At 29.8% G+C, this 13,189-nt stretch carries 11 protein-coding genes and 1 tRNA gene; 6 read left to right on the top strand and 6 right to left on the bottom strand.

Annotated elements, in window-relative coordinates; genetic code table 11:
• Positions 1-104: 104 nt before the first annotated feature.
• Positions 105-1,292: an acetyl-CoA C-acetyltransferase gene (locus ABXT61_RS00135; RefSeq protein WP_415315318.1), complete on the bottom strand. Its 1,188-nt coding sequence runs from the start codon at positions 1,290-1,292 to the stop codon at positions 105-107.
• Between the two features lie 75 nt (positions 1,293-1,367).
• Between ABXT61_RS00135 and ABXT61_RS00130 the strand changes: the two genes are divergently transcribed.
• Both ABXT61_RS00130 and ABXT61_RS00125 read left to right on the top strand, forming a co-directional pair.
• Positions 1,368-1,444 (top strand) — tRNA-Arg (locus tag ABXT61_RS00130).
• 121 nt (positions 1,445-1,565) lie between these two features.
• On the top strand, positions 1,566-1,991 hold the full coding sequence (locus ABXT61_RS00125) for a PaaI family thioesterase (protein WP_415315317.1): 426 nt from the start codon (positions 1,566-1,568) through the stop codon (positions 1,989-1,991).
• Here the strand turns inward: ABXT61_RS00125 and ABXT61_RS00120 are convergent, their stop codons facing one another.
• The 5 genes from ABXT61_RS00120 to ABXT61_RS00100 all read right to left on the bottom strand — a co-directional run bounded on the left by ABXT61_RS00120 (position 1,992) and on the right by ABXT61_RS00100 (position 8,654).
• Complete coding sequence (locus ABXT61_RS00120) at positions 1,992-4,001, bottom strand: TRAP transporter permease (RefSeq protein WP_415315952.1); 2,010 nt, start codon at positions 3,999-4,001, stop codon at positions 1,992-1,994.
• A 32-nt stretch (positions 4,002-4,033) separates the two neighbouring features.
• A complete protein-coding gene (locus ABXT61_RS00115) occupies positions 4,034-4,312 on the bottom strand; it encodes a hypothetical protein (RefSeq protein WP_415315316.1) in 279 nt (92 codons plus the stop codon).
• A gap of 76 nt (positions 4,313-4,388) precedes the next feature.
• On the bottom strand, positions 4,389-5,393 hold the full coding sequence (locus ABXT61_RS00110) for a TAXI family TRAP transporter solute-binding subunit (protein ID WP_415315315.1): 1,005 nt from the start codon (positions 5,391-5,393) through the stop codon (positions 4,389-4,391).
• Positions 5,394-5,465: 72 nt separating this feature from the next.
• A complete protein-coding gene (locus ABXT61_RS00105) occupies positions 5,466-6,692 on the bottom strand; it encodes a pyridoxal phosphate-dependent aminotransferase (RefSeq protein WP_415315314.1) in 1,227 nt (408 codons plus the stop codon).
• Entirely contained in the window at positions 6,693-8,654 is a 1,962-nt protein-coding gene (locus ABXT61_RS00100; RefSeq protein WP_415315313.1) for an acetoacetate--CoA ligase, read from the bottom strand.
• 167 nt (positions 8,655-8,821) lie between these two features.
• Between ABXT61_RS00100 and ABXT61_RS00095 the strand changes: the two genes are divergently transcribed.
• The 4 genes from ABXT61_RS00095 to ABXT61_RS00080 are packed head-to-tail and all read left to right on the top strand — an operon-like array spanning position 8,822 to position 12,900.
• The gene (locus tag ABXT61_RS00095) at positions 8,822-11,308 is read left to right on the top strand and encodes a helicase-related protein (protein ID WP_415315951.1); all 2,487 of its coding nucleotides are present in this window, start codon (positions 8,822-8,824) and stop codon (positions 11,306-11,308) included.
• Positions 11,308-11,733, top strand: a complete 426-nt coding sequence (locus ABXT61_RS00090; protein WP_415315312.1) for a TerB family tellurite resistance protein — start codon at positions 11,308-11,310, stop codon at positions 11,731-11,733. The genes ABXT61_RS00095 and ABXT61_RS00090 overlap by 1 nt, the downstream gene beginning before the upstream one ends.
• Positions 11,730-12,056 (top strand): ferredoxin FdxA, encoded by a 327-nt coding sequence (fdxA, locus tag ABXT61_RS00085; RefSeq protein WP_415315311.1) that lies wholly within the window; start codon positions 11,730-11,732, stop codon positions 12,054-12,056. Before ABXT61_RS00090 ends, fdxA begins: the two co-directional genes overlap by 4 nt.
• Positions 11,998-12,900, top strand: a complete 903-nt coding sequence (locus tag ABXT61_RS00080; protein ID WP_415315310.1) for a CarD family transcriptional regulator — start codon at positions 11,998-12,000, stop codon at positions 12,898-12,900. The genes fdxA and ABXT61_RS00080 overlap by 59 nt, the downstream gene beginning before the upstream one ends.
• Positions 12,901-13,189 lie beyond the last annotated feature (289 nt).

Genomic DNA, 13,189 nt, shown 5'->3' with positions numbered 1-13,189 from the left:
AAAAACTATATCTCATGTTATTTTAGCACAATAATAAGTTTTTTTATGCAAACCTGTATTTTTATTGAACAAAAAACTTTAAAAATTATCAAATAAATAAGAAATTAATTTCTTTCAACACACATGGCTATACCCATTCCACCACCAATGCAGAGAGTAGCACAACCTTTGTTTTTATTTTGTTTTATCATTTCATGAATTAGGGTTACTAAAATTCTGGTTCCGGAAGCTCCAATTGGATGTCCTAATGCAATTGCTCCACCATTAACATTCACAATCTTTTTAGGAATTTTAAGATCTCTAATCACAGCAATACTTTGAGCTGCAAATGCTTCATTGACTTCAAATAAATCAATATCTTCAATTTTCCATCCTGCTTTTTCTAAAGCTATATTAACAGCCATAATTGGACCTAGTCCCATCAATGAAGGCTCAACACCACAAGTTGCCCAGGAGACCACTTTTGCTAAAGGTTCTATACCTCTAAGTTCCGCCTCTTCTCTAGACATTAAAATAGTTGCTGCCGCACCATCATTTATTCCTGATGAATTACCCGCCGTAACTGTTCCATTTTCTTTAAAAACAGTTTTTAATTTTTTTAAATCCTCTAAGTTTAAATTACTTCTTGGATGTTCATCTTTTTCAAAAATAAAATTTTTATTATCTGTATTAATATTTAATTTAATTAACTCGTTTTTGAATTTATCATTACTTATGGCATCTTGTGTTTTTTTTTGAGAATTTAAAGCGAACATATCTTGTTCATCTCTGGAAATTTGATACTTTTCTGCTACATTTTCTGCTGTAACGCCCATGTGATAATTATTAAATGAGTCTATCAGTCCATCATTGACCATTGTATCAACCAATTTATTTTCATTTAATTTTTTATCTTCTCGATAAAATATTGTATGTGGTGCTCTAGACATATTTTCTTGTCCACCAGCGACTATAATTTTATTTTCACCTAGTTTAATAGATTGATAGCCTGAAATTACAGATCTTAATCCAGATCCACATACTTGATTAATTATATGTGCAGGTTTTGAAACTGGAATTCCAGCATGAATAGAAGCTTGTCTTGCTGGGTTTTGCCCTAATCCAGAAGTGAGAACGTGTCCCATAATCACCTCATCAATATCGTCTGATTTTAATTTTGATTTATAAACAGCTTCTTTAATAGCTAGTGCACCTAGTTTATCAGCACTAAGACCTTTTAAAGATCCTTTATATGTGCCTATAGGTGTTCTTAATGCAGCTGTAATAACCACATCATTTGATTTTTTGCTCATTGATAGTACAGCATAATATTTTATAACTTAAATTACATCAAAAACTTTGATATGTTGGACGAATTATTTAATTAAGGACCGCTGGCCAAATTGGATAAGGCGCTCGGCTACGAACCGGGAGATTCCAGATTCGAGTTCTGGGCGGTCCACCAAAAAGGATAAATAAAAATGTTAGATTGGCTACTAAAATCATCACTACAAAAATCAGTTATATATTTTTTTATAATTGTTTTTATAATTTTATTAATTTTAACTTTCGTACTATAAAGAGCTATGAGCAATGAATTTGAGCAAATAAGTATTAAACCTGGTTTTATGAAACACAATGGTGGAGTTTTATTTAAAACTGTATCTGAAACAGAATATGAATTCAAAACTACGATTAATGAAAATCATTTAAATGCTGCTGGGATAACTCACGGTGGTTATTTATCAGCTTTAATTGATGCAGGAGCGGGGACTGCTGCACATAGAGCATCTGGAAATGCACCTTGTGTAACTATTTCATTGGATCTAAAATTTATTGGTGCCTCTAAAGTAGGTGATATAGTTACTGGCTTTACAAGAATTCTTAAAAAGACCAATACACTAGTGTTTTTATTTTGTGAGCTGAAATGTAATGATAAAATTATAACCTCAGCATCAGGTATTTGGAAAATCTTAAAAATTAAACCATCTAATCTTGGTCCTGGTGGATAATTATTCTTTTCTTCTATAGTTCAAATAACCAAATATAATTAATAATAAAATAGCTATTGGGTAAATAATTCCTTTATTTGGTCTATCTGCATTTTCTATTTTAAATTCACTTATATAATCACCAGTTTCAAAACCACTTTTTTTAGCTCTTCCATTCCACTGCAGGGTATCTACAATAACTCTGTTTTCTTCTCTAATTAAACTAAGTCCATATTGCTCTAAACTATACTCGGTTTCAAAAGTATTTTTTTTGATTACAATTAATTTGTATCTTTCACCATAATTACTTGGACGTGTTACTTTAAATCTAGCCTCCTTATTGAAATCTACCTTCATTAAATGAATTTTGTTAATATCCATATAATTATATTTAGGATAAAATTTATTTAAAATAAATTCTGGGGCTAAGAGTGAAATGGAGATTAATAAAAAAATTATTATCTCGTACCATCTTAATCTATTAATAAACCAAGCTTGAGTTGCAGAAGTAAAAACTAATATACCTATCAAAGAAGTGATGATTACCAGTAGTCCATGCCACACATTTTCAATGCCTATCAATAACAATTCATGATTAAATAAAAATACAATAGGTAAAATACCTGTTCTTAAACTGTACCAAAAAGCTTGCAGACCGGTTTTAAGTGGATCGCCTCCTGAAATAGCAGCTGCCGCATATGATGCAAGACCAACTGGAGGAGTAACGTCAGCCATCAAGCCAAAATAAAAAACAAACAAGTGAACCGCTATAAGTGGAAATACAAATCCAGATGCGTTTCCAACATCAACCAATACTGTTGCCATTAATGAAGCCACTACAACATAATTTGCAGTAGTTGGTAAACCCATACCAAGTATTAGACATAAAATTATTGTTAAAAATAGCAAAATAACAACATTATCTTTTGCAATAAATTCTATAACTATAATTAAATTTGTACTTAACCCTGTTGAACCAACAGCTCCAACTATTATGCCAGCTGTTGCTATTGCTATTCCAACACCAACCATATTTAAAGCACCTTTTTCAAAACCAACTATCGTTTGATTAAACCAAGTTTTTATTGCTAATTTAAAATCAGAATTTTTAAATAATATGTAACCAAGGTTTACAATTATTAATGCAATCGTTGCAAAAAATATTGAGTATGAAGCGGTAAATCTTAAATAAACGAGCATGTACACTAAAACAAAAATAGGAATTAAAAAATGTAATCCTGATAAAAATGTTTTCTTTAAATTTGGGATATCGACATCATCCATTCCTTTTAAATTTAATTTTAAAGCTTCAAGGTGAGAAATATAAAACAATGCCACATAAGAAATAATTGCTGGTAAAAATGCGTGCTTAACGACCTCAAAATAAGTAACACCTAAAAAACTTGCCATTACAAATGCTGCAGCTCCCATTACAGGTGGCATTAATTGTCCATTAACTGATGATGATACCTCTATAGCACCAGCTTTTTCTTTGGAAAAACCAGTTTTTTTCATAATTGGAATTGTAAAAGTTCCAGTTGTAACTGTGTTTGCAATTGAAGATCCTGAGATTAGACCGGTCATTCCAGATCCTAAAATTGCTGCTTTTGCAGGTCCTCCTCTCATTTTGCCAACCATGGCAAAAGCTAGGTCTAAAAAATATTTACCTCCACCAGCTGTTTCTAGAAGCGCTCCAAATAAAACAAATAAAAAAATGAAATCTACAGAAACACCTATAGGAATTCCAAATATAGCTTCTTGATCAAGCCACTGAAATCCAACTAATCTATTTAATGAAAGCCCACCATGAGAAATTATTTCTGGTGCATATCTACCAAAATATGAAAAGAGCAAAAAACAAACTGCAATAATAACTAGAGGTAATCCAAATACTCTTCTGGTTGCTTCAATTAATATTAAAATTCCACAACTTCCAATAATCAACTCAACTGGTAAATTAAATTTTTCCCAAATTGTAACAGTTAAAAGAATTCCCCCTCTGTCAACTAATTGATCATAAAAAAAATAAATATATAAACAACAAAATGCAGCAATAAAACTAATTAGAATATCAAATATAGAAATTTTTTTTTTTTAGAAATTGGATAAATTAAAAAAGCTAAAGTTAAAGCAAAACCTAAATGAATAGCTCTAGCAGGAAGTCCTTTAAACATTCCAATATCGAACATAAAAGGAAATGGAGAAGCATACCAAAGTTGGAATAATGACCAAATGATTGCAATACTTCCAACAATTTTTAAATGTAGTCCAGTAAGATTTCTAGTTGGAGATAATTCCTCACTAATCTTACTTTCTACTTTACCGTTAATGCTTTGATTCATTTTTAAAATGATACTCTATAACAAAAAAAAGGCCCGATAAATATATCAGGCCTTTTAATTTAATTAAGGAGTTGGATTACATTAATCCAGCTTCTTTATAATATTTAATTGCACCTGGGTGTAATGGAGCTGACAAACCAGCAGCTATCATATCTTCTTTTTTTAAAGAAGCAAAAGCAGGGTGTTGTTTTTTGAAATCATCAAAATTTTCCATCACAGCTTTAACAACTAGGTATACAAGTTCATCAGAAACATTAGCCGAAGTTACTACAGTAGCTTTAACACCAAAAGTAGTTACATCTTTTTTCTGTCCCGTATAAGTGCCAGCTGGTATTACGGCACTTGCATAATAAGCAGCACCATCAATTAGTCCTTGAACTTCAGGACCTGTTAAGTTGATGGGTAAAGCTTTTGCTCCACAAGAAGCAGCGTTCTCCATAGCTCCATTCGGAAACCCTACCGAGTAACCAAAAGCATCAATCTTACCATCACATAATGCTTTTACTTGTTCAGATGAAGTCAGCTCTGTAGTAGATTTAAAGAAGCTATTGTTAACTCCTTTTGCATCCATAAGTACTTCCATAGTTCCTCTTTGACCTGAACCAGCGTTACCAATGTTTACAACTTTTCCTTTAAGCCCAGCAAAATCTTTTACTTTTGCTTTTTTTCTTGCCCAAATTTGAAAAGGTTCATTGTGTACTGAGAATACAGCTCTTAAATCACTGTACTGTTTACCTTCCCATTTGCTTGATCCATTTACTGCATGAAATTGCCAGTCAGACTGAGCTACACCAAATTGAAATTCACCAGCTGCGATTTGACCAATATTATAATTCGACCCACCAGTTGAAGGCGCAGTACATCTGTAAGCTTTATCTATACCTTTTTTTCTTCCGTGTTCTTTAGCAATTGCTGATTTGTGCAACATTTTGCAAATTGCGTTACCAGTTTGGAAATATACTCCAGTTGGTCCGCCTGTTCCTATCGTGAAGAACTCTGCAGATTTTGCAACACCAGTAAAAGATAAAGATGCAACAAAAATTAGTAGAGCACTTGATAGAGATGTTATTATTTTTTTCATATTTTCTCCTCTATATCGTTATTTTTATTAATTAAATTTAACAGTAATTAAGTGGGCATGTATACCAAGTAGTTATGTTGATGTTGACCATTTTTTTAACTTATCAACACCCTCTACCACTTTGGGAGCAAGTTTTAAAATTAAACCATCATCAATTTTTTTTCCGTTTTGAGTATGCTTCATAAACTCTTGACCATCAAAGTCTGTAAAGCTTAGTCTTGCTAACATTTGATTTTTCTCAAAACCAAAATCTGATCCTGGTAGTAACGCTACACCTGTCTCCTTTAAAATATTGTCACACATTTCTGATGATGTATTAAATTTTTTATTTAAAAATTCTGGCATTAGATAAAACCCACCTTGGGGCTTATTAATTAAAACCTTGTTTGATTTTAGATTTTCATAAACATAATTACCAACTGCTTTAAGAATATTTTTAGAACTATCAATATATTTGCTATGATCATTTGTATAAGCAGTAATTGCAGCATATTGAATTGGCGCACTGACAGCAGAAAAAGTTTCACTAGCTAAAACATTAATTGAATTTTTTAAAATATTTAAAGAGTCTGGAACTACAAAATAACCCAATCTCCACCCACCTGCACCACACCATTTACTTAAACCTGTGCTTATAATAGTTTTTTCAGGACAAAAACTTGAAATAGATTTGAACCCTTCATCAAAACTCAACTCAGAATAAATTTCATCTGATAAAATAATAAGATTATATTTTTTAGCAATCTCACTAATTTCTTCTAGATTTTTACAAATCTGCCCTGATGGATTATTTGGTGAATTCAAAAATAATAGATAGTTTTTATTTTTATCCCTTAAAATAACTTCTTCAATTTCAGATGCAGTAGGAAACCAATTATTTTCTCTTTTTGTTTGAATTGATTGAATTTTATTTCTTCCAAGAATTGCTTGTGGGGCATAAGAAACCCAACTTGGTGCTGGCAATATTATTTCTCCATCAAATAAAATGTGCAGTAAAAACATCAATTCTTTTGAGCCAGGACCTATAATTACATTTTCAGTTTTGTAATTATAATCTTTTTTAACTGAAGTATATTTTGCAACAGCATCTCTAAGCTCATTAAGACCTTGCATTGGTAAATATTTATTTTGATAGGCATTATTTTTTAACGCATTAACAATATCAGTTGGTATTTGGAATGGAGATTGGCCAAATCCAAATTTAAATATTTTTTCACCTTTATCTTCTAGCTTTCTAGAGATTTCATTAATTTTTAAAGTAGAGGATGGTTCTAGACCTTTAACTATATTTTTTAACATTTAATAATTTAATTCCTTTAAATTTTTATATTGATCTAAAACTCTTGGATTTGCTAGCGCTTCTTTATTTTTAATTTCATTTCCTTCTATTGTATTTTTTACAGCTAGTTCAACTATTTTTCCATTTTTAGTTCTTGGAATGTCTCCAACTACTATAATTTTAGATGGAACATGTCTTGGAGATGCATTTTTTCTAATCTGTATTCTAATTTTTTTTAATAAATCTTCGTTCAACACGTGTTTGGGGTTTAAAACTATAAACAAAATAATTCTGACGTCATTATCCCATGCTTGACCAACAACAATGGACTCTTTGATTTCTATAAACTTTTCTACCTCAGAGTATATTTCAGCAGTTCCGAGTCTCACTCCTCCAGGATTAAGTGTCGTATCTGATCTACCATGAATAATAAAGCCCCCACCTTTCTTTATCTCCGCATAATCACCATGATACCATGTGTTTAAAAAATTATTAAAATATGCTTTTTTAAATTTAATATCATTTTTATCATTCCAAAACTTTAAAGGCATTGATGGGAAAGGGTTTTTACAAACTAGCTCTCCCTTTTTATTTTTTAAAGATTTACCCTTTTCATTAAAAACATCAACATTCATACCTAAACCTTTATTTTGTATTTCGCCTAGAATTACTGGCTGGTATAAATTTCCCAAGACAAAACAAGAAACAATATCTGTACCCCCAGAGATAGAAGACAAGTGAACATTTTTTTTTATGTTCTCGTAGATATATTTAAACCCATCATTTGATAAAGGGGATCCAGTAGAACAAATTGTTCTTAATTTTGATAATTTATACTTATATTTTAAATTTGGCTTAGATTTACGAAGAGCATCAACATATTTTGCACTAATACCAAATAAAGTAATTTTTTCTTTTTCAGCTATTTTTAATAGTAAATCATCTTTTTTATACATTGGCGATCCATCAAATAAAACAATAGATGCTTTGGAGGCTAAGACACTTACCAGCCAGTTCCACATCATCCATCCACAAGTAGTAAAATAAAAAACATTATCACCTTCTTTAATATCACAATGAAGCTGATGTTCTTTTTTATGCTGAAGCAAAACTCCTCCACTCCTATGACATATACATTTTGGTTTTCCTGTAGTTCCACTTGAATATAAGATTGCAAGATCTTGCTCAAAATTAAATTTAGGAAATTGAATCCTTTCAGATTCTTGTTTCATTAACTCACTCCATTTAAATACTTTTGATTTTTTAGATGTATATTTATTTTCTAAATATTTTTCTCCTGGGTAATTAACAATGACAACATATTCAATAGAAGGTATCTCTTTTAAAATTAGAGGAACTCTTTCCAAAATATTTATTATTTTCCCATTATAAAAATACTTATCTACTACAAATAAAACTTTAGGGCTAATTTGTGAAAAACGTTCTACTACACCTTTAACACCAAAATCTGGTGAGCATGAGGACCATATTGCTCCTAAAGAAGAGGAGGCTATAAATGCCTCAATAGTCTCAATAGTATTGGGCATATATGCTGCAACCCTATCTTTTCTTTTAATTTTAATACTTTTTAAAAATTTAGATATTTTACTTACATTAATGTTTAGTTCGTACCAGCTTCTTTCTTCTCGAAAACCATTCTCGCTAACAAATGTTATTGCTTTATTCTTATTATTTTTTGATAATAAATTTTCAGCAAAGTTTAACTTTGAATTTGGTAAAAATTTATTTTTATAAAATATTTTTGATTTTTTTATCTTAATTTTACTCTTAAATCCTTTAATTTCAGAAAAATCCCAAATAGAACTCCAAAAATTACCTGGGTTTTCAATGCTCCATTTTAAAATACTTTCATATTTTTGATTAAATTTTTTATTGAATTTTTTTGAAATGAATTGCTCATAATTCGATAAAAGAGATTTTTTTTTCTGACTAGTTGATGCTTCCCACAATTTTTTATTCATAACTTTGTTACAAAATACTAATACAGAATTGTTTTTTATTATGTTAAATTAATTAGTATATAAAGAACAATGAGAACTTTTATCCTTACGATTCGGTCATGTTTTAGCCTATTTTTGTTCTCTAGGGACAACAATATGTGGTGGAGTAAAAATTTTGGGTACCATCAATAGAAATGTCTAAAAATAAAATTACAGCTGTTCTTGGTCCAACAAATACCGGCAAAACCTATCTCGCAATAGAAACTATGCTTTCATTTGATTCTGGAATGATTGGATTTCCATTACGTCTACTTGCGCGAGAGGTATATGACAAAATTATAAAAAAAATAAGTTCTGATAAAGTTGCATTAATCACTGGTGAAGAAAAAATAATTCCTCCTAATGCTAAATATTTTCTTTGCACAGTAGAATCGATGCCAATCAATAAGCATTTAGATTTTGTCGGTATTGATGAAATACAAATGTGTGCAGACCATGAGAGAGGTCATATTTTTACTGATAGATTGTTAAATCTTCGTGGAGAAAAACTAACAATGTTCATGGGCTCTAGTACTATTAAAAATATAGTTAATAAGTTGAATGAAGATACTGAGTTTATAAATAGAGAAAGACTCTCTAAACTTACCTACGTAGGGCATAAAAAAATTTCAAGAATAAATAGAAAAACTGCAATAATAGCTTTTTCAACTGAAGAAGTTTATGCAATTGCCGAACTTGTACGTAGACAAAAAGGTGGAGCAGCTATTGTTATGGGTTCTCTAAGTCCGAAAACAAGAAATGCTCAGGTTGAATTATATCAATCAGGAGATGTTGATTTTCTAGTTGCAACTGATGCAATTGGTATGGGAATTAATATGGATTTAGAAAATATATATTTTTCAAATCTTAAAAAATTTGATGGTAAAAAATTAAGACGTCTTAACATGTCTGAGATTGGGCAAATTGCTGGACGAGCGGGTAGATATTTAAATGATGGTAATTTTGGAGTTACTGGAGACTGCAAAGACATTACAGCTGAAGAAGTAGAATTACTTGAAAGTCATAAATTTGAAGAAATTAGAATGTTATTTTGGAGAAATTCTAATTTAAATTTTAATAACGCTCTGAGTTTAATTAAATCACTTGAAGAAAAACCTAATAAAGATTGGTTAAGAAAAATATACGAGTGTGGAGATGAAAAAGTATTAAAATATTTTTTAAAAGATATGGAAGGTAACAAAATTGAAAATAACAGAGAAACACTTGAATTGCTTTGGGAGTGCTGTCAAATTCCAGACTTTGTAAAAAAAACATATGGAAATCATATTGAAGTTGTTGGTAAGGTATTCAGTTTTTTAAATAGCAATGATGGTAAAATTACCAATGATTATATAAGATTACAGTTAATGAAATTAGATAAATTAGAAGGAAATGTAGATTCTTTGTCAAATAGAATTGCAAATGTTAGAACTTGGTCATATGTTACCAATAAAATTAATTGGGTTGAAAACCAAGATTATTGGATAGAAAAAACAAAACTATTAGAAGACAGATTATCAGATAGATTACATGAAGAACTTACAAAAACATTTATTGATAAACGAGCCAGTGTACTCGCACGAGGCTTAAACCAAGATATGGATTTTAAAACTGAAATAATGGAAGACGATAAGGTAACAATTGATCAACAGTTTATTGGTGATTTAAAAGGTTTAAAATTTGAAATGGACTTAAAAGTTGGAGCTTTAGAAACTGATATTAAATCATTGAAAAAGGCAGCAAGGCAGACTGTGGGGCCCGAGCTTCAAAAAAGAGTTCAGTTAATCATAGAAACAGGTCTGATTGAATTAAAAGATGATTTTAAAATTTACTGGAAAAATTTTCCTATCGCAAAATTAGTAACTGGAAAAAATTATTTAAATCCAGATATACTTTTAATGGTAGATGATCTTCTGGAAAATAATGACAAACAAAAATTATCAGAATTTATTGAAAAATGGATTAATGAAAAAATTAATTTAGTACTAAAAAGTTTAATTGATCTAAGAAATTTAAAGGAAAGTAACTCATCTATTAAAGCTCTAGCTTACCAATTGTATGAAAACAATGGTGTAATTAAAAGAGAGATGGTTACCGAATACTTAAAAAAACTTGGACAAGATGAAAGAAAAATTTTAAGAGATTTGGGAGTAAAATTTGGACGTTATCATGTTTTTTTATTCAAACTATTAAAACCTGAAGCTGTTTCTTTAAGAACTTTATTATGGAAGAATTTTAACCAAAAATATTTTGAATTAACACCACCTACGTTTGGTTTAAATTTTTTAGATGACAAAAATAAAAAAAATAAAAAATTTATGCTTTTATGTGGATTTGAAAATTTTGATAATTATTTTGTTAGAATTGATATTCTAGAAAGGTTGTTTGTGCTAATTATTAACGCTAGCCCCGAAAAGGATAAAGAAATTAAACTAGTACCAGAAATGCTTAATTTATTAGGATGCAGTAAAGATAACTTTAGAAAATTGATTGAAAAAATGAATTATAAAACATTAGAAAAAGACAATGATATGTACTTTAGATATAATCCAAAAAAACAAATTAAAAAAACTTTTAAAAAAATAGACACTTCAAACAGCCCATTTAAAATACTGAAAAATTTAAATTTAAATTAATGATTAGCTTTTTTAAAAACAAAGAAAAAAATGAACCTCAAGACAATTCTTATTCCAAAATTGCTGCCTTACTAATTCATGCGGCAAAAATAGATGAGGCTTATGAGAAAAAAGAAGAAGATATCATTAAAGAGACACTTATTGATTTAGGTGCGCCAATCTCTGAAATTGATAAAATTATGTCAGAAGCAATACTTGTTGAAGAAAATTCAAATCAAATATTAGATTTTACTAAAGAGGTAAAAAATGTTCCAGATTCTGATAAGATTAAAATAATTGAATCATTGTGGAAAATCATCTATTCAAACGATAGTGCAGACATTTATGAAACAAACTTGATGAGAAGACTCTCAGGCTTGCTATATATGGATGCCAAGACAATGGGAGACTTAAAATTAAAAGTAAAAGGTGAATTAGGAAAATGACATACGTTGTAAATGACAAATGTATTAAGTGTAAACTAATGGACTGCATTGAAGTCTGTCCTGTTGATTGCTTTTATGAAGGCAAAAATATGCTTGTAATTAAACCGGAGGAGTGTATAGATTGTGGCGTTTGCGAGCCAGAATGTCCAGTAGATGCGATAGTAGCAGATACTGAGTCTGGGAGCGAAAAATGGCTTGAACTAAATACAAAGTATTCTGAAATTTGGCCAAATATAACTATTAAAAAAGATCCTCCCAAGGATAATGAAAAACATAAAAATGAAGAAAACAAGTACGACAAATATTTTAGCGAAAATCTTTAAAAAAACTCCTGAGAAAAAAATAAATAAAAAAACTAAAGCAAAGGTAGTTAAAAAGTCTACACCCCCTAAAGCTAAAGTTGTTAAAAAAAATATTCCTGTTAAAAAAACTAAAGCAACAAAAGTAACCGCCACTAAAATTAAAAAGAATTTTAAAACAGTTTCTAAAAAAGCTGCTCCAGAAAAAGTAGAAATAAAAACTGATAATTTAAGAATTTCAAAAAGTAATGAAGTTAAACCCGAGATTAAAAAAGTTAAAAAACAAGAAACAGAAAAAAGAGAATATAAAGTTAAAGATTACGTTGTTTACCCAAAACATGGTGTTGGCCAAATTACAGAGTTTAAAAAAATTAATATTGGTGGAATTGATGTTGAGACGTATGTTCTTAAATTTGAAAAAGACAAAGCCAATGGTATGGTTCCCGTGAATAAACAATCTCATCTTAGACCTCTTTCAACAATAAATCAGGTCAATAAATGTATATCTATTTTAAAAAGCAAGCCAAAAATTAAAAGATCTATGTGGAGTAGAAGAGCACAGGAATATGAAGCAAAGATTTCTTCAGGCAAAATCTATGAGCTTGCAGAAGTTGTTAGAGATTTAAATAAAGGTGATGACTTAATGGTTGATCAATCATACAGTGAGAGACAATTGTTTGAAAAAGCGTATGAAAGAATTTTATCAGAATTTCAAATAGTGATGGGTGTATCACTAGAAGATACGCAGAAAAAATTAGATAAAGCATTAAAGAGAAATTTAGAAGGCCAAGCAAAAGCTATAGCTGCACCAACAAAGATTAAAGAACCTGATACTGATTCAGAGCCAATTACCGATACTGAAGATTAAAAATTAGGGCAAAAAAAAACGCCTCTCACACATAACATTATGAGAAGCGTTTTTTGAAAAGTCTAAGATACTATCTTTTTCTTTTCTTCGCTTTTTTAGCTTTTTTAGCTTTTTTCTTAGTTTTCTTTTTAGCTTTTTTTGCTTTTTTTCTTGTAGCCATCTTTAGCTCCCTGTTTAAGTTAAACGAATCAAAGTGATTCGCTGTTAACTTATTTTTATTTTTTTATACAAGTGATGTCAATTCATTAATTAATTGGCAAATTTTAAATTTATTTTTTAAAAAAAAGTT

Origin of the sequence: Candidatus Pelagibacter sp. Uisw_137 (assembly GCF_047720245.1) — a bacterium.
Lineage (GTDB): Bacteria > Pseudomonadota > Alphaproteobacteria > Pelagibacterales > Pelagibacteraceae > Pelagibacter.
Note: the sequence above shows the minus strand (reverse complement) of the source record. Positions and strands in the feature narration are given on the sequence as shown.